Here is an 18,435-nt window from a genome sequence, read left to right as displayed (position 1 = left end):
AAAACGTTTCTTCCGGGCCTCGGCCCATCGGGGCCAAGGCCTTGTGTCATCAGGGCTGTGCGTTGGCAGCCAGGTGTTCCAGCGCGGACTCCAGGGCCAACCGGTAGCCGGTGGCGCCCAGGCCGCAGATCACCCCTACGGCGACATCGGAAAAGTAGGAGTGGTGGCGGAACGGTTCACGCTTGTGCACGTTGGACAGGTGCACTTCGATGAATGGGATGCTCACCGCGAGCAACGCGTCACGTAATGCGACGCTGGTATGCGTGAAAGCGGCCGGATTGATCAGGATGAAGTCCACGCCTTCGTTGCGCGCGGCGTGGATCCGGTCGATCAATTCGTACTCGGCATTGCTCTGCAGGTACTGCAGGTGGTGACCGGCGGCGCGGGCGCGCTGCTCCAGGTCCTGATTGATCTGGGCGAGGGTGGCCGCGCCGTAGTGGCCCGGTTCACGGGTGCCGAGCAGGTTCAGGTTGGGGCCGTGCAGCACCAGTAGGGTTGCCATCTGCAGTTCCTTCGGTTTTGTAGGGCAATTCGACATAGCGCGGCGACTATGCCGGAACCGGCGATGGGTGTCCAGTTCCCGGCAATAGCCAGCACGATGTCCGAGGTTCGCGCAAAGTATGTGACCGGATAATTAACTCTGGTCACTGGATCGCCGATTTTTCCCAGGCTGCGGGAAGTTATAGCCCGAGTTGACCGCGCACGCGGGCCAGGATCTGCGCGAAATCGCCGGCGTTTATCTCGCCGATCACGCGATCGCTGGTCATTTCGCTGCCGTTCGCCGCAAAGAACATCAGTGCCGGTGGGCCGAACAGCTGGTAGCGGTCGAGCAGGGCGCGCTGCGCGGCGTTGCTCTCGGTGATGTCAAAGCGCAGCAGGCGGAACGCGCCCAGTTGCGCTTGCACCGCTGGCGCGGTGAGCACGTCGTGCTCGATCACCTTGCAGCTGATGCACCAGTCGGCGTACCAGTCCAGCAGCACCGGCTGTCCGGCGGCCTTGGCCGAGGCCAAGGCCGCGTCGAGGGCGGCCGGGGTGGTTATGCTGTGCCAGGCATCGGCCTTGGCCACGGCTGTGCTGCTCGCCGAGGCCGGCGCTGGCAGTGGTCGCAGGGGATCACCTTGGCCACTCAGCGCGCCGTACCAGCAGGCCAGGGCATAGACCAGCAACGCCAGGCCAAGCAGTTGCGCGAGGCGCTCGCGCGGGGTCTTGACCACGAATTCGAGGGCGCCGAGGAACAGCGCCACGCCAGCGGCCAGCAGGCCGATCAGCAACAGCGTGACAGGGCCCGGCAACACCCGGCTGAGCAGGCCGATGGCCAGGCCCAGCAGCAATACGCCGATGGCGTTCTTCACGGTGTTCATCCACGGGCCGCTCCTGGGCAGCCAGGCCGCGCCGCCAGTCGCCACCAGCAACAGCGGAGCGCCCATGCCCAGGCCCAGGGCGAACAGCTTGAGCGCGCCGCCAAGGGCATCGCCGCTGGCGCTGATGTACAGCAGAGCACCGGCCAGCGGTGCTGAGACGCAGGGCGACACCAGCAGGCTGGACAGCACACCGAGAATCGCTGCGCCCAGCAGCGAGCCGCCCTTGGTGCGGTTGGCGACGCTGTCCAGGCGGCTGCTCAGGGCCTGGGGCAGCTTGATCTCGAACAGGCCGAACATGGCCAGGGCGAACAGCACGAAGAATGCCGCGAACGGCACCAGCACCCAGGCCGACTGCAACCGTGCCTGCAGGTTCAGGCCGGCACCGAACAGGCCCATCAGCGCGCCGAGCACGGCGAAACTGGCGGCCATCGGCAAGACGTAGGCCAGCGACAGCGACAAGCCGCGCAGGCCGCCGACCTGGCCACGCAGGACCACGCCGGAGAGGATCGGCAGCATCGGTAGCACGCAGGGGGTGAAGGTCAGGCCAAGCCCGGCGAGGAAGAACAGCGCCAGGGATTTCCAGCTCCAGCCCGGTTCGCTGGCGGCCGGCTGTGCCGGGCCTTCGCCGTCAATGCTCAGCCGTGCGGTTTCCGGCGGATAGCACAGGCCCTTGTCGGCGCAGCCCTGGTAGCCCACCAGCAGGGTGAAGGCTCGTGCATCGCTGCGGGGCAGTTCGATATCGAGTACCCCGTGATACACCTCGACATCGCCGAAGAACTCATCATGCTTGGCCTCGCCCTTGGGGATGTTCGGCGTGCCCAGCTTGATGTCCGCAGGTTCGCTGCGGAACTGGAAACGATGGCGATAGAGGTAGTAGCCGTCGGTGGCGACGAAGCGCAGCTTGACGCTCTGGGCATCGGCCTGGACCAGGCTGAGCTTGAAGGCCTCGTGCACCGGCAGGAAATCGGCGCTGTTGGAGACGGCGCCGAGGGTGGCGCTGGGGCGGTTGTCGAGCAGGCCCGTGGCGAAGGCGGGGCTGGCCAGCAGCAGGAACAGCAGGAAAAACAGGCGGCGCATGGCGGACTCGCGAGGTGGAACGTGGCGGGCATGATAGCGGAGTTGGCCAGTATTGGGGGCAGGTGGGCTGCAGGGGCGACACATGGCTGCCTGTGCCGGCCCTTTCGCGGGTAAACCCGCTCCCACAGGGACCGCGCCGACCTCAGGGCATGCACCACACCTGTGGGAGCGGGCTTGTCGGACCGCCGCACCGCCGCGAAGAGGCCGTCACAGGCGGAACGCCCGCACCGCCGTATTCAACTCACCGCCCAGCTTGAGCAACTGCTCACCCTGCTCACGCCCTTCGCCAATGCGTTGCAGGTTGTCCTCGCCCAGGGCGTGAATCCGCTCACTATGGTCACGAATCTCGCTTACCGCCCCGGTCTGCTGCGCGGTTACATCGGCGATCCGCACCGCCGTGTCGGCAATGGTGCGTATGGCGCTGACGATCGCATCCAGCGCGCCATCGGCCGACTGCGCCTGGCTGGCGGTGGCCTCGGCGTGCTCCAGCTGCGCGCGCATGCCGACCACCGACTCGCGGGCCGCTTGCTGCAGGCGGTCGATCAGGGCCTGGATTTCCCCTGTGGCGCCGGTGGTGCGCTGGGCCAGCGAACGCACCTCGTCGGCCACCACGGCGAAACCGCGACCCATTTCGCCGGCCCGGGCCGCTTCGATGGCGGCGTTGAGCGCCAGCAGGTTGGTCTGCTCGGCGATTGCGCGGATCACCGTGAGCACGCCGCCGATGGTGGCCGACTCCTCGGCCAGCTGTTCGATCATGCGTGCGTTGCCCTGCACCTCGTCGACCAAGGCGCGCAGGCCGGACAGGCTCTGGCCGATCACCGCCTGGCCCTGTTCGACGGCCTGGCCGGCATCGCGGCTGGCGTCGGCGGCGGCGCTGGCGTCACCGGCCACTTGCTGGATGGTCGCTTCCAGCTCACCCAGGGCATCACGGATCTGCGCGGTATCGCCGGCCTGGCGCTCGGCGCCGTCGTGCAGGGCGCTGCTCATGCCGGCCAGGGCGTGGCTGCTGCCGGCAACTTGTTCGGCGTTGTGGCGCAGCGTGTCGACCAGCCCCACCAGGTACTGGCGCAGGCGGTTGAGCGATGCCTCGATGTCATGCAGCTCGCGGTTGGTCCTGCCCAGCTCGATGGCCTGCGCGAAGTCGCCCTCGGCCCAGCGCGATAGCGCCGGGGCCAGGCTGGTCAGGGTGCGGGCCAGGCGCCGTTGCAGGGTGTCGATCAGCAGGGCGATGAGCAGGATCAGGCCGATCATCAGGCCCTGCATGATGCGCACCTCTGCGGCGATCTTGCCGTGCTGGGCGCGTACCTGCGGCTCGAGGCCGGCGATGGCGAGTTGCACGGCCTCCAGGCGCTCGCCGGTGCTGGCGGCCAGGGCGGCGCGGCGCTCGATCTGTTCGCGGGTGCGCTGCAGTTCGGCGGGGTAGCGGCCCAGCAGGCTCTGCAGTTCGCGCTTGAGGCCGACGGCGACGTCCTCCTGCTGCTCGCTGGCCTGGGATTGCAGGCCCATCATGGCGGCGAAGTCGTCGGCATTGGACTCGGCGGCGCGGGTCACGCCCAGCAAGGGCAGGGCGTCGATCACCTGGGCCTGGGCGCGGATCAGTTGCAGCTCGCGCTCGACTTCGTCGGCCAGTTCTGCGCGGCCGCTGCTGACCAGCTTGTCACGGGCCAGCGATAGCCGGCCCAGGTGCACGGAGGCATCGAGCAGCGGCGCCAGGTAACGGCTGGCATCGCTGCTGCCGCTGTCGCGGGCGTAAGCCGACAGCTGTTCGAAGTTCGCCCCCAGTTCACGTTCGGCCTGCAGCAACAGGGCTTGCGGGTCGCCTGCCAGCTTGCCGGCGGCGAGCAGTTCGTTGCCAGTGAAGGCCTGCAGGCTGTCCAGGCTCGGACGCAGCTTGGCCGAGAGGTCCTCGGGCCAGTCCGCCAATGCGCCCTGGAGCTGCTGGGTGGCTTGCACTGCCGCGGAATGGCGCAGGGCATCGCCGCTGGCCAGGTAGGCCTGGACATTGCGCGCGGCGTCGTTCTGGAACTGTTGCGACAGGCCCAGGTAGCGCTCCATCAATTGATAGGGGCGCTCCAGGGCGCGTTGCGACCACCAGAGGGTCGCGCCCAGGGCGATGCACACGGTCACCAGCAACAGGGTATTGAAATTGGTCAGCCACTTCAGGCGCATAGCCGCGAACTTCCTGCGGGGGGAGGCGCCTGAAGTTATTGCTGTTTTGTGACGGGGTGATGACGACGGCGGGTTGGCGCCATAAAAAAGTGGCACAGTGCCGCTATTGTTTGAAGGTTGCTCTCTGTAGGAGCGGCCTTGCGTCGCGAAAGGGCGCTCCTACAGGGTCGAGTTAAATTAGTGGATTACGAGTTTTCCATTAGAGTGGACGATGTCGGCGATCATGGCTCGACCCTGACCACGCAATTGCGCCCGGCATGCTTGGCCCGGTACAGCGCCTCGTCGGCGGCACTGGCCATGGTCAGCGCATCGAGGCTGTCGTCCAGCTGCACCACCCCGGCGCTGAAGGTGCATTGCAGGTCGTGGGGTTGCGCCGGGTAGTGGATCTCGGCAAAGCGCCGGCGGATTTCATCGAGCACCTTGTGCGCGGCCTCGAGCCCGGTGTTGGGCATGACGATGGCGAACTCCTCGCCGCCGTAGCGGCCGATGAAGTCGGTCTTGCGCAGGCGTTGCTTGAGGAACAGCGCCAGGCTCTTGATCACCCGGTCGCCCATGGGGTGGCCGTGGCGGTCGTTGATCTTCTTGAAGTGGTCGATATCGAGCATGGCGAAGCTCAGCGGCTGCGCTTCGCGGCGGGCGCGGAAGCTGCAATCCTCGAGCAGTTGCAGGATATGGGTGTGGTTGTACAGCCCGGTGAGGCTGTCGCGGACCATCCGCGCCTTGAGGTGGCGAGCCCGTGCTGCGCGGTTGCGCACGGTGGTGATCAGGTGGCGGGCGCGGATCGGCTTGGTGAGGAAGTCGTCGCCGCCTTCGCTCATGGCGTCGAGCTGCTTGTCCAGGTCGTCCTCGGCCGACAGGTAGATGATCGGCACGCTGACGTAGCGGTCATTGTGGCGGATCACCTTGGCCAGCTCGGTGCCGGTACAGGCGGGCATGTACATGTCGAGGATGATCAGGTCGGGCTGGAAGTCGGCCAGCTCGCTCATGGTGCGGATCGGCTCGGTGAGGGTGCGGGTGATGATCCCGGCGCTGTTGAGCAGGCGTTCGGTGTGCAGGGCCTGGGCGCGGGAGTCGTCGATCACCAGCACGCGGAACGGCTCATACTGGGCGGCGCTGGTCAGCAGTTCGAGTTTCTCCAGCAGGCTTGAGGCGTCCAGGGTGCCGGTGAGGAACTCCTGGCCGCCGGCGCGCACGGCGGCCAGGCGGGTCGGGGTGTCGGTTTCGTGCAGGCTGAAGAACAGCAGCGGGATGTGCTGCTCCAGGCCTTGCTGGGCCTGGGCTGCCAGTTGCAGGCCGAGGCCGCTGCCGGTGAAGTCGACGTCCATGACGATGGCCGATGGCAGGCGTTCGCTCATCGACGCCTGGAAAGCCTCGGCGCTGTACAGTGCTTGCACGCTCAGGCCGAAGAACTCCAGCTGCTGGGCCAGGCGTTCGGCGCGCTCGTGGTCCTGCAGCAGGATGTAGACGGGCTTGCGCAGCGGCGGCAGGGGCACGTTGTCGAGCTGGTCGCCCTTGCGCAGGCCCGTGCGCGACAGGCGCTGCATCAGCCGGTTGAGCTCGCTGATCAGTTCGGAGTTGAGCCGTGCGCTGTTGGCCTCGATGGCGCGCAGGGTCTGGCCGATGGCCGCCGACAGGCTGCCATGCTCGGGCTGTTCGAAGCGTTCGGCGTAGCGCTGCAGGCGCAGGTTGGCCTCGCACAGTTCGCCCAGGTCGCCACTGGACCACTCCCCCCGTTGCAGGCGCTGCCAGATCTCGAGGATCTGTCGGGCCTGGTGGATGACCCGCTGGGCAAAGTGCTGCTTGAGGCGCTCGTGGCTGGGCTCGGCTGGCTGGGTCATGTCCTGACTACTTATAAGGGGGAGGGTGCAGGTTCGATGATGGCTCTATGCTAGCACCGCTTTTCGACAAGCGAATGCCTGGGGTCAACAAAGTGTTTACGGAATTATTATTCAGTTGCTGACCTGATGGTCGCTTATACGAATGGCGACGTCTGCTTTATAGTGCTGCCACGTGGGCTTGCCGTGGCACCCTGGCGCGAGCCCGTGGTCCAAGCCCCTAACTGTCGCGTTTGAACTTAAGGACAATGCCATGCTGGATTGGAAAAACCGCGAGGCCAAGGCCGAGCCCCGTGAGCGGGTCGACACCCGTGGCGCCGCCACCCGCAGCTACCTGGGTGGCCTCTGGAGCCGCGCCCTGGGTACCCTGATCGGCCTGTACCTGCTGGTGTGCATCGGCCTGGGCTGGTACTGGAGCCAGGAGCCGGCGCTGTTCCCGGTGCAGCAGAACGCCCAGGCCGCCGCCGAGCGCAACGGCCAGCAGATGGTGGTTGGCTACACCACCGTCGAAACCCTCAAGACCGTGGCCGGCACCCTGCTTGACAAGCCGGGTGGTTATATCTCCAACGACCGTTTCCCACCGGGCCTGTGGATGGACAACATGCCGAGCTGGGAGTATGGCGTGCTGGTCCAGGTCCGCGACCTGTCCCGCGCCTTGCGCAAGGACTTCGCCCGTTCGCAGTCGCAGTCCACTGAGGACGCCGACCTGGCCAAGGCCGAGCCGCGTTTCAACTTCGACAACAAGAGCTGGATCCTGCCGTCGAGCGAGTCGGAGTTCGAAGAGGGCATCAAGTCGCTGAACCGTTACCAGACTCGTTTGGCCAAGGGTGACCAAGGGGCGATCTTCTACACCCGCGCCGACAACCTGAACAACTGGCTGGGCGATGTCGCCACCCGCCTGGGCTCACTGTCGCAGCGCCTGTCGGCCAGTGTCGGCCGAGTCAAGCTGAACAACACCCTGAAGACCGAGTCGGTGGCTCCGGGCCAGGCGCCGCAGGTCGACGAGGAAGTGGTCGAGACCCCGTGGCTGCAAATCGACAACGTGTTCTACGAGGCCCGTGGCCAGGCCTGGGCGCTGTCGCACCTGTTGCGCGCCATCGAGGTGGACTTCGCCGACGTGCTGGCGAAGAAGAACGCCACGGTCAGCGTGCGGCAGATCATCCGCGAGCTGGAAGCCTCGCAGGAAGCGCTGTGGAGCCCGATGGTGCTCAATGGCAGCGGCTTTGGCATGTGGGCCAACCATTCGCTGGTAATGGCCAACTACATCTCCCGGGCCAACGCTGCGGTCATCGACCTGCGCCAACTGCTGTCCCAGGGCTGACATGCCGATCAACCCTGCCGAGGTCGCGCACCGCGCGGCCTCCGACGCCGAACTGGTGGCCTGGGTCGACGCACATGACCAGCCACTTGGCGCCCTGCCCAGGGCCGAGCTGCGCGAGCGCGGCTTGATCGGCCGCTGCACCTTCATCCTGCTGTTCAATAGCGCGGGCGAGCTGTGCGTGCACCGGCGTACCCTGAGCAAGGCGCTGTATCCCGGTTACTGGGACGTGGCGGCCGGCGGCATGGTCGGAGTGCAGGAGTCCTACGCCGATTCGGCGGCCCGGGAGCTTGCCGAGGAGCTGGGGGTGAGCGGCGTCGAGTTGCGTTTTCACGAGACGTTCTACTTCGAGCAACCGGGCAACCGCTTGTGGTGCGCGGTGTATTCGGCGGTGTGGGACGGAGCGCTACGCTTGCAGCCCGAGGAGGTCATCGAGGCGCGGTTTATCAGTGTCGAGCAGGCCCAGGCGGAAAGCGCGCAGCGACCGTATTGCCCGGATTCGCTGGTGGCGTTGCAGCGGTACAGGAACCGTCTGATTTAGCGGTGTTGCCTGTTGGGGGCGTGTTGCGCCCCTTTCGCGACACAAGGCCGCTCACAGGGGATCACGTTCTCCTGTAGGAGCGGCCTTGCGTCGCGAAAGGGCTGCGTAGCAGCCCCTGTGACCTAAAGGTCGCAAAACTTTCGTAAAATGGCGCAATCCTGTACTTAGCAACAGCCAGATTTATCGTTACACTGCGCGCCCTTTTCGGGCTGCCGCAGGACCTTGCGGCAGTAGCGCCGCCCCTGCCAGAGTGGGGCTTCGCGGTCGGCACCCGCCGACCAGTTTTTGTCCTCAGCACAGAGGAACAAAAGTGGCCAAGAAAGCTTCTTCCTTCGCCGCCCTTGGCGGTCTCGTATATTCCACCGATGTCGGTCGGCACTGTCCCGACTGTGGCCAGCCGGTGGATGCTTGTGTCTGCAAGCAGCAGGTCATCCCCGAAGGCGACGGCATTGCCCGTGTGCGCCGTGAAAGCAAAGGCCGTGGCGGCAAGACCGTGACCACCATCACCGGTGTGCCGCTGGCGCTGGAGCCGCTCAAGGAGCTCGCCAGCACGCTCAAGCGCCGCTGCGGTACCGGCGGCGCGCTCAAGGATGGCGTCATTGAAATCCAGGGCGACCACGTCGAGCTGCTGCTCGCCGAGCTGATCAAACAGGGTTTCAAGGCGAAGAAATCCGGCGGCTGAGTGCAGCCGCGCGATTTTTTGCCCAGTGCTTTCTAAACTCGTTCCGGTGGCCAGGGTCTATGCCTGGGCACGGAAGAATCGTCATTTTCAGTATCTACACTGCCTGCGCCCGAAGCGGGGCAGTGTTATCGACTTTTCATACAGGGGACTTGAATGTCCGTACGACGCACACGCAAAGACGATGGTAGCCAATGGACCGTGGCCGACAGCCGCAGTGTTTACGGCATCCGCCATTGGGGCGCAGGTTATTTCGCCATCAATGAAGCCGGGCGCGTCGAAGTGCGCCCCAACGGCCCGGACAGCGCGCCGATCGACCTGTTCGAGCAGGTCCAGGAGCTGCGCCAGAGCGGCTTGTCGCTGCCGCTGCTGGTGCGTTTCCCGGACATCCTGCAGGACCGCGTGCGCCAGCTGACCGGCGCCTTCGACGCCAACATCGCACGCCTGGAATACCAGAGCCAGTACACCGCGCTGTACCCGATCAAGGTCAACCAGCAGGAAGCGGTGGTGGAGAACATCATCGCCACCCAGAACGTCTCCATCGGCCTGGAAGCCGGCTCCAAGCCTGAGCTGCTGGCAGTGCTGGCGCTGGCGCCGAAGGGCGGCACCATCGTCTGCAACGGCTACAAGGACCGCGAGTTCATCCGCCTGGCGCTGATGGGCCAGAAGCTCGGCCACAACGTGTTCATCGTCATCGAGAAGGAATCCGAGGTCGCCCTGGTGATCGAGGAAGCCGCGGACCTGAAGGTCAAGCCGCAGGTCGGCCTGCGCGTGCGCCTGTCGTCGCTGGCCTCGAGCAAGTGGGCCGATACCGGGGGCGAAAAGTCCAAGTTCGGCCTGTCCGCCGCCCAGCTGATCTCGGTGGTGCAGCGCTTCCGTGACGCAGGGCTCGACCAGGGCATCCGCCTGCTGCATTTCCACATGGGTTCGCAGATCGCCAACCTGGCCGACTACCAGCACGGTTTCAAGGAAGCCATTCGCTACTACGGCGAACTGCGTGCCCTGGGCCTGCCAGTCGACCACATCGACGTCGGTGGTGGCCTGGGCGTGGACTACGACGGTACCCACTCGCGCAACGCCAGCTCGATCAACTACGACATGGACGACTACGCCGGGGTGGTGGTCGGGATGCTCAAGGAGTTCTGCGACGCGCAGGGCCTGCCGCACCCGCACATCTTCTCCGAGAGCGGCCGCTCGCTGACCGCGCACCACGCCATGCTGGTGATCCAGGTCACCGACGTCGAGAGCCACAACGACGAAGTGCCGACCATCGAGAACAAGGAGGCGCTGCCCGAGACCGTGCAGTGGCTGGCCGACCTGCTCGGCCCCACCGACATCGAGATGGTTACCGAGACCTACTGGCGTGCTACCCACTACATGGGCGACGTGGCCGCGCAGTACGCCGACGGCAAGCTGACCCTGGCGGAAAAGGCCCTGGCCGAGCAGTGCTACTTTGCCGTGTGCCGGCGCCTGCACAACTCGCTCAAGGCTCGCCAGCGCTCGCACCGCCAGGTGCTGGATGAGCTCAACGACAAGCTGGCCGACAAGTACATCTGCAACTTCTCGGTGTTCCAGAGCCTGCCGGACACCTGGGCCATCGGCCAGGTGCTGCCGATCATCCCGCTGCATCGCCTGGACGAAGAGCCGCTGCGCCGCGCGGTGCTGCAGGACCTGACCTGCGATTCCGACGGCAAGATCAACCAGTACGTCGACGAGCAGAGCATCGAGACCAGCATGCCGGTGCACGCGGTCAAGGAAGGCGAAGACTACCTGCTCGGCGTGTTCCTGGTGGGTGCCTACCAGGAAATCCTCGGCGACATGCACAACCTGTTCGGCGACACCGACTCGGTGAACATCTACCAGAACGCCGACGGCAGCGTGTACCACGCCGGTATCGAGACCCACGACACCATCGAGGACATGCTGCGTTATGTGCACCTGTCGCCGGAGGAGTTGATGACCCACTACCGCGACAAGGTGGCCAGCGCACGGATCAGCGCGCGTGAGCGTACGCAGTTCCTTGATGCGCTGCGGCTTGGGTTGACCCGGTCTTCGTACTTGTCTTCGTAATCGCCGGGGCCGCTTTGCGGCCCTTTCGCGACACAAGGCCGCTCCTACAGGCGATTGCGCAGTAATTGTCATACGCGATCCCCCTGTAGGAGCGGCCTTGTGTCGCGATCTGAGGGCGCAGCCCTCACCGCGTCATTCCCGGTAATGATCCGCTTACGCGATCCTTCATCGAGACACCTATCCTGCGAATGCAATGTTCAAAGGAAGTCGACATGGACCGTCACGGTAATCATCGCCTGCGCCAAGGGCGCTTTTCAGAATCAGGCAGGCTTTATCTACTAACTACCGTTACCCGCCAGCGGAACCCACTGTTTCAGAACCTTTGGTTGGCGCGAGCGGCCATCTATCAATTGCGTCTGAATGATCATGAAGGTAGCTGCCGTACATTGGCTTGGGTTCTGATGCCAGACCATCTGCACTGGTTGATCGAGCTTGGGCCTACCAGCCTGGACAAACTCATGTGTGCCTTCAAGTCGCGAAGCAGCTGTGCTCTTTACCGTAAAGGTGCCGAGCGAAAGCACATCTGGCAGCCTGGGTTTTACGACCGGGCATTGCGCAAAGACGAGGATGTCAGGGCTGCTGCCCGTTACATCATCGCCAACCCGATTCGGGCTGGACTGGTTAGGCGAGCCGGCGAGTACCCACACTGGGATTGTGTGTGGTTGTGAGCCCGCAGGTGAGGGCTTCGCCCTCATTTCGCGACACAAGGCCGCTCCTACAGGCGATCGCGCAATAATTGCCATGCACGATCCCCCTGGAGCGGCCTTGTGTCGCGAAGGGCCGCACAGCGGCCCCGACGTCACTGAACCCAACGCCCCTTTTCCTGCAACCGCCACCCCACCCACCCCAGGGTCACCGCCCTCAGCGCCATGAACAGCAAGAAGGCCAACCACAACCCATGGTTGCCCAACCCACGCATGACAACCGCCACGGGCAACGCAATCAGCACCGACACCAGCATCGCATTGCGCATCTCCCGCGCCCGCGTCGCGCCGATGAACAACCCATCGAGCAGGTAACTCCACACCGCCACCAACGGCAACACCGCTAGATACGGCAGATACGGATACGCCGCCTCGCGCACACTGGCGATATCGGTCTGCTGGTCAATGAACAGATGGCCGCCCAGCAGAAACAGCACCGCGAACCCCAGGCTGACGATCAGCGACCAGCCACAGGCCACCACCAATGCCCGCTGCAGCGACTGGCGATCGCAGGCGCCGATGGCATGGCCGCACAAGGCCTCGACCGCGTGGGCCAGGCCATCGAGGGCATAGGCAGTCAGCAGCAGGCCATTGAGCAGCAGGGCGTTGGCCGCCACCGTGGCTTCGCCCAACCGCGCGCCCTGCACGGTCAACAGCAGGAATACCAGCTGCAGCGCCAGGCTGCGCAGGAAGATATCGCGGTTCACCGCCAGCAGCGGCCGCCAGGCCTGCCAGCGCTTCAGCGCGGCCCAGGCGATGTGCCCGGGGTAGGCGCGCAGTGCCGGGCGGGTGAGGGCCAGGCCGAGCAGGGCGGCGGTCCATTCGGCGATCACCGAGGCCCGCGCTGAACCGACCACGCCCCAGTCCAGGCCGAGCACGAACCACAGGTTCAAGGCGATGTTCAGCAGGTTGGTGGTCAACAGGATGGCCAACGGTGCCCGGGCGTTCTGGGTGCCGAGGAACCAGCCGACCAGGGCGTAGCTGGCCAGCGCCGCCGGCAGGCCGAGCAGGCGAGTGTGGAAGAACGCCTCGGTAGAGGCATGCAGCGCTTCGCTGGGTTGCATCGCCTGTAGCGCCAATTGGCTGAAGGGCAGGGCGAGCAGGCCGATCAGCAGGGCGAAGGCCAGAGCCAGCAGCAGTCCCTGGACCAGAACCTGACGCAGCGCGGCGCCGTCGGCGCGTCCGGCGGCCTGGGCGGCGAAGCCGGTGGAGCCCATGCGCAGGAAGCCCAGCAGGCCGACCATGAAGGTGAACAGCGTGGCGCCGACGGCCACCGCGCCCAGTTGGTGGGCATGAGGCAGGTGGCCGATCACCGTGCTGTCGACCAGCGCCACCAATGGCACCGAGATATTGGACAGGATCATCGGTGCGGCCAGGGCCCAGACCTTGTGGTGGGTGGGGCGGTCGCGCCAGGCGCTGGACAGTGAAGACATGCGAGGTCCTGAGGAACTTGGGGCTGCTGCGCAGCCCTTTCGCGACACAAGGCCGCTCTCACAGGAAACTGCATACTCCTGTGGGCGGCCTTGTGCCGCGAAAGGCGTGCGCAGCGCGCCCCATTTGACGAATGGCCAGCATTCTACCCGCCCGGCAACCAATCGGCGCGAACAGGGTCTCACTTGCCGTGCATCGCCAGGTAACCCCCGCGGCGTTGCGCTATAGTTGCCCCCTTCACGTACACGCTGCCGAAGAGTCCCCTCTCAAATGCTCAACAAAGGATTGTTGCTGGCCTGCGCGCTGGCCCTGCTCAGTGCCTGTGATTCCTCCACGCCGGACAAGCCAGCGGCGCCGGCCGATGCCGCCAGCGCCGTCGCGCCCGCCGAAACCAAGGCAGCCAAGCGCGAAGATCCGGCGCTGCTCGCCAAGCGCTACGCCGGTCGCGAGCTGAGCGTGCTGGATGTCTCGGAGGTCCAGCTCGACGGTGCCAGCACCCTGTCGGTCAGCGTCTCCGCGCCGCTGGACGCCAACCAGGACTTCGCCGCCAAGCTGCACCTGGTGGACACGGTGAAGGGTAAGGTCGACGGCGCCTGGGAACTCTCCGACAACCAGATGGAGCTGCGCCTGCGCCACTTGGAACCGCAGCGCAAGATGGTCCTGACCATCGACAAGGGCCTGCTCTCGGTCAATGGCAACCAGCTCCAGGCCGAATCGGTCAGCCGCTTCGAGACCCGCGACATGCAAGCCACCGTGGGCTTCGCCAGCCGCGGCTCGCTGCTGCCCACGCGCCTGGCCGAAGGCCTGCCGGTGATCGCCCTGAACGTCGACAAGGTCGATGTCGAGTTCTTCCGCATCAAGCCGGACATGCTCTCGACCTTCCTGGTCAACTGGGGCCGCAATTCCAGCCTGTACTATTACCAGTCCAAGGAAACCCTGGACATGGCCGAGCTGGTCTACAGCGGCCGCTTCGACCTCAACCCTGCGCGCAACACCCGCGAGACCGTGTTGCTGCCGATCGCCGGGATCAAGCCGTTGCAGGAGCCTGGGGTATACCTGGCGGTGATGCGCGCCTCTGGCACCTACGACTATTCGCAGCCGGCGACCTTGTTCACCCTCAGCGACATCGGCGTCTCCGCCCACCGCTACCGCGACCGCCTGGACGTGTTCACCCAGGCCCTGGAAGGCGGCAAGGCGCTCAAGGACGTGACTCTTGAATTGCACGATGACAAGGGTAAGCTGCTGGCCCAGGCCAAGACCGACGGCGACGGCCATGCCCAGCTGCCGATCACCGCCAAGGCCGATACCCTGATCGCCACCCAGGGCGTGCACACCACCTTGCTGCGCCTGAACACCGCCGCCCTGGACCTGGCCGAGTTCGACATCACCGGCCCCCAGGCCAATCCGTTGCAGTTCTTCATCTTCGGCCCGCGCGACCTCTATCGCCCAGGCGAGACCGTACTGCTCAATGGCCTGCTGCGTGACCAGGACGGCAAACCGGTCAAGGCCCAGCCGGTGAGCGTGGAAGTGCGCCGCCCGGACGAGCAGGTCAGCCGCAAGTTCGTCTGGGAGGCCGACCAGAACGGCCTGTTCCAGTACCAGCTGCAACTGGCCAGCGAGGCCCCGACCGGTCGCTGGCAATTGCTGCTGGACCTGGGCGGTGGGCGCAAGCAAGTCTATGAATTCCTCGTCGAGGACTTCCTCCCGGAACGCCTGGCGCTGGAACTCAAAGGCAGTGCCGCACCGCTGTCCCCGGACGCAACCGCCAGCATCCAGGTCAATGGCCGTTACCTCTACGGCGCCCCGGCCGCCGGCAACCGCCTCAGCGGCCAGGCCTACGTGCGCCCGCTGCGCGAAGCGGTGCCGGCGCTGCCGGGCTACCAGTTCGGCGCGGTCACCGAGACCGACCTGAACCAGGACCTGGAGCTGGACGAAGTCACCCTCGATCAGAACGGCAAGGCCCGCATCGATATCGAGAGCCGTTGGGCCGAGGCCCGCTCGCCGCTGCAACTGACCGTGCAGGCCAGCCTGCAGGAGTCTGGCGGACGGCCGATCACCCGCCGCCTGGAGCAACCGATCTGGCCCGCCGAGCGTCTGCCGGGCCTGCGCGGCCTGTTCGATGGCGAAGAGACCGATGGCGACGGCCCGGTGGAATTCGAGTTCCTGGTCGCCGACCGCAACGGCAACAAGCTCGCCGCCGATAACCTCAAGGTGCGCCTGATCCGCGAGCGCCGCGACTACTACTGGAACTACTCGCAGAGCGACGGCTGGAGCTACAACTACAACGAGAAATTCCTCACCCAGGCCGAGGAGACCGTCAGCGTCAAGGCGGGCTCCACTGCCAAGCTGAACTTCCAGGTGGAGTGGGGGCCGTACCGTGTCGAAGTGGAAGACCCGCAGACCGGCCTGGTTTCCAGCGCGCGCTTCTGGGCCGGCTACCGTGCCCAGGACAACGCCGAGGGCGGCGCCGTGCGCCCCGACCAGGTCAAGATCGCCCTGGACAAGCCGGCCTACAAGGATGGCGGCACCGCCAAGGTCACCGTCACCCCGCCGGCCGCCGGTAGCGGTTACCTGATGATCGAGTCCGCCGATGGCCCGCTGTGGTGGCAGGAGATCGACGTGCCCGCCGAGGGCAAGACCTTCGATGTCGAACTGGACAAGAAGTGGGCGCGCCACGACCTGTACATCAGCGCCCTGGTGATCCGCCCGGGCGAGCGCAAGGCCAATGCCACGCCGAAACGCGCCGTGGGCGTGCTGCACCTGCCGCTGGACCGCGCCGAGCGCAAGCTGGCGGTGTCGTTGCAGGCGCCTGAGAAGATGCGGCCCAAGCAGCCGCTGACCGTGAAGTTCAAGGCCGCCAACGCTGACGGCAGCGTGCCGAAGCAGATCCATGTGCTGTTGTCCGCGGTGGATGTAGGCATCCTCAATATCACTGATTTCAAGACCCCCGACCCGTTCGCCAGCCTGTTCGGGCGCAAGGCCTACGGCGCCGACCAGCTGGATATCTACGGCCAACTGATCGAAGCCGGCCAGGGCCGCCTGGCCAGCCTGGCCTTCGGTGGCGACGCGGCCATGGCCAAGGGTGGCAAGCGCCCGAATACCACGGTAACCATCGTTGCCCAGCAAAGCCTGCCAGTGACCCTCGACGAAAAAGGTGAAGGCCAGGCCACTGTCGAGATCCCCGACTTCAACGGTGAATTGCGCCTGATGGCCCAGGCCTGGACCGACGAACACTTCGGCATGGCCGAGGGCAAGACCGTGGTCGCCGCGCCGCTGATCGCCGAGCTGTCCGCGCCGCGCTTCCTGGCCGGTGGCGACCGCACCAGCCTGGCGCTGGACCTGGCCAACCTGTCCGGTCGCGCCCAACAACTGAGTGTGCAACTGATCGCTGAAGGGCAGTTGAGCCTGGTCGGCGGTGCCCAGCAGAACGTCAGCCTGGCCGAGGGCCAGCGCACCACCCTGATGATCCCGGTGCAGGCCCAGGGCGGCCTGGGCCAGGGCAAGGTGCGGGTGCGGGTCGAGGGCTTGCAACTGCCGGGAGAGCCGGCCAACGCCTTCGAGCGTGAATGGACACTGGGCGTGCGCCCGGCCTATCCGGCCATGCTCAAGCACTACCGCGTGGCCCTCAAGGACCAACCCTGGAGCCTGCCGGAGAGCGACCTGGCCGAGTTCGAACCGGCGGGCCTGGAGGCGAGCCTGGCGCTGTCGAGCCGCCCACCACTGAACCTCGCTGAACAGATCCGCGCCCTGGAAGCCTACCCCTACGGCTGCCTGGAGCAGACCACCAGTGGCCTGTACCCGTCGCTGTACGCCGATGCCGACAGCCTCAAGCGCCTGGGCATCAAGGGCGAGCCGGCCGATGTGCGCAAGCGCAAGATCGAGATGGGCATCGAGCACCTGCTGGGCATGCAGCGCTACAACGGCAGCTTCGGCCTGTGGAGTTCGGACAGCGAGGAAGAGTACTGGCTGACGGCTTATGTCACCGACTTTCTGTTGCGTGCCCGTGAGCAAGGCTACGGCGTACCGGCCGAAGTGCTGAAAAAGGCCAGCGAGCGCCTGCTGCGTTATGTGCAGGAGCGCAACCTGATCGAGGTCGACTACAGCCAGAACGCCGACCACACCCGCTTTGCCGTGCAGGCCTACGCCGGCCTGGTGCTGGCGCGCAGCCAACAGGCGCCGCTGGGCGCCCTGCGCAGCCTGTTCGAGCGCCGCGCCGATGCCCGCTCGGGCCTGCCGCTGGTGCAGCTGGCGGTGGCACTGGACAAGATGGGCGACAAGCAGCGTGCGCAGCAGGCATTGCAGGCCGGCCTGGCGGTGACCCGCAGCAAAGGCTGGATGGCCGATTATGGCAGCGCCCTGCGTGACCAGGCGCTGATCCTCGCCCTGCTGCAGGAGAACAACCTCGCCGGCAACCAGGTCGACCAGCGCCTGTTCGGCCTGTCCGACGAGCTGGCCGCCAACCGCTGGCTGTCGACCCAGGAGCGCAATGCGCTGTTCCTCGCCGGCCGTGGCCTGCTGGGCAAGCCGGAAGGCAACTGGAAAGCCCGCCTGGACAGCGCCGGTGAAGTGCGTGAGTTCGATAACAACGATACCGGCATGAAGCTAGAAGGCCCGCTGCTGGCCTCGCCGCTGACCGTGCAGAACCAGGGTGGCGACACCCTGTACCAGCAACTGACCTTGTCTGGTTACCCACGCCAGGCCCCGGCCGCCAGCGGCAATGGCATGGAGATCCGCCGCGAGTACCTGGGCATGAACGGCCAGGCGCTGGATGTACGCAACCTGCGCAGCGGCGACCTGGTGCTGGTGCACCTGGCGCTCAAGGCCCAGGACCAGGTACCGGATGCCCTGGTGGTGGACCTGCTGCCAGCGGGCCTGGAGCTGGAAAACCAGAACCTGGCGCAGAGTGCCGCCAGCCTGGACAACGCCAGCAGTGCGGTGAAGCAATGGCGCGAGTCGATGCAGAACGCCAGCGTGGTGCACCAGGAGTACCGTGACGATCGCTACGTGGCCGCGCTCAAGCTCGACAGCTACGGCACCACTCACTTGCTTTACCTGGCCCGCGCGGTGACCCCGGGCAGCTACCGCATCCCGCCGCCGCAGGTGGAGTCGATGTACCGGCCGACCCTGCAGGCGATTGGCGACAGCCAGGGTGAGATGGTTGTAAGAGGTCGTTAGATCAGCACAGCCCCTGTGGGAGCGGGTTTACCCGCGAATACGTCGGTGATGCCACCATCGCATTCGCGGGTAAAC

The 18,435-nt window shown here is 65.8% G+C and carries 11 protein-coding genes; 6 read left to right on the top strand and 5 right to left on the bottom strand.

Annotation, left to right across the window (positions count from 1 at the left end; genetic code table 11):
• Nucleotides 1–49: 49 nt before the first annotated feature.
• From aroQ to HU772_RS21890, 4 genes are all read right to left on the bottom strand, one after another.
• Entirely contained in the window at nt 50–502 is a 453-nt protein-coding gene (gene aroQ, locus HU772_RS21905) for a type II 3-dehydroquinate dehydratase (protein WP_011535870.1), read from the bottom strand.
• Between the two features lie 178 nt (nt 503–680).
• Complete coding sequence (locus HU772_RS21900; RefSeq protein WP_186662294.1) at nt 681–2,438, bottom strand: protein-disulfide reductase DsbD; 1,758 nt, start codon at nt 2,436–2,438, stop codon at nt 681–683.
• Nucleotides 2,439–2,645: 207 nt separating this feature from the next.
• Nucleotides 2,646–3,425 carry a methyl-accepting chemotaxis protein gene (locus tag HU772_RS25380; protein WP_437182455.1) on the bottom strand — a complete coding sequence of 260 codons (780 nt, stop codon included), beginning with the start codon at nt 3,423–3,425 and terminating at the stop codon, nt 2,646–2,648.
• A 1,403-nt stretch (nt 3,426–4,828) separates the two neighbouring features.
• Nucleotides 4,829–6,445 (bottom strand): diguanylate cyclase, encoded by a 1,617-nt coding sequence (locus HU772_RS21890; RefSeq protein WP_186662292.1) that lies wholly within the window; start codon nt 6,443–6,445, stop codon nt 4,829–4,831.
• 250 nt (nt 6,446–6,695) lie between these two features.
• Between HU772_RS21890 and HU772_RS21885 the strand changes: the two genes are divergently transcribed.
• The 5 genes from HU772_RS21885 (at nt 6,696) to HU772_RS21865 (ending at nt 11,718) form a co-directional block, all read left to right on the top strand.
• Nucleotides 6,696–7,763 carry a DUF2333 family protein gene (locus HU772_RS21885; RefSeq protein WP_186662291.1) on the top strand — a complete coding sequence of 356 codons (1,068 nt, stop codon included), beginning with the start codon at nt 6,696–6,698 and terminating at the stop codon, nt 7,761–7,763.
• Nucleotide 7,764: 1 nt separating this feature from the next.
• Nucleotides 7,765–8,301, top strand: coding sequence for an NUDIX hydrolase (locus HU772_RS21880; RefSeq protein WP_186662290.1), 537 nt, complete (start codon nt 7,765–7,767; stop codon nt 8,299–8,301).
• Nucleotides 8,302–8,611: 310 nt separating this feature from the next.
• Nucleotides 8,612–8,983, top strand: coding sequence for a translation initiation factor Sui1 (locus tag HU772_RS21875; protein WP_186662289.1), 372 nt, complete (start codon nt 8,612–8,614; stop codon nt 8,981–8,983).
• Between the two features lie 153 nt (nt 8,984–9,136).
• Complete coding sequence (gene speA / locus HU772_RS21870; RefSeq protein ID WP_186662288.1) at nt 9,137–11,050, top strand: arginine decarboxylase; 1,914 nt, start codon at nt 9,137–9,139, stop codon at nt 11,048–11,050.
• A 212-nt stretch (nt 11,051–11,262) separates the two neighbouring features.
• Entirely contained in the window at nt 11,263–11,718 is a 456-nt protein-coding gene (locus HU772_RS21865; RefSeq protein ID WP_186662287.1) for an REP-associated tyrosine transposase, read from the top strand.
• A 131-nt stretch (nt 11,719–11,849) separates the two neighbouring features.
• Here the strand turns inward: HU772_RS21865 and HU772_RS21860 are convergent, their stop codons facing one another.
• A complete protein-coding gene (locus HU772_RS21860; protein WP_186662286.1) occupies nt 11,850–13,187 on the bottom strand; it encodes an MATE family efflux transporter in 1,338 nt (445 codons plus the stop codon).
• Between the two features lie 268 nt (nt 13,188–13,455).
• Between HU772_RS21860 and HU772_RS21855 the strand changes: the two genes are divergently transcribed.
• The gene (locus HU772_RS21855; RefSeq protein WP_186662285.1) at nt 13,456–18,360 is read left to right on the top strand and encodes an alpha-2-macroglobulin; all 4,905 of its coding nucleotides are present in this window, start codon (nt 13,456–13,458) and stop codon (nt 18,358–18,360) included.
• The last annotated feature ends 75 nt before the right edge of the window (nt 18,361–18,435 follow it).

This window comes from Pseudomonas xantholysinigenes, assembly GCF_014268885.2.
Taxonomy (GTDB): domain Bacteria; phylum Pseudomonadota; class Gammaproteobacteria; order Pseudomonadales; family Pseudomonadaceae; genus Aquipseudomonas; species Aquipseudomonas xantholysinigenes.
This window is presented reverse-complemented; position numbering and strand designations above follow the sequence as displayed.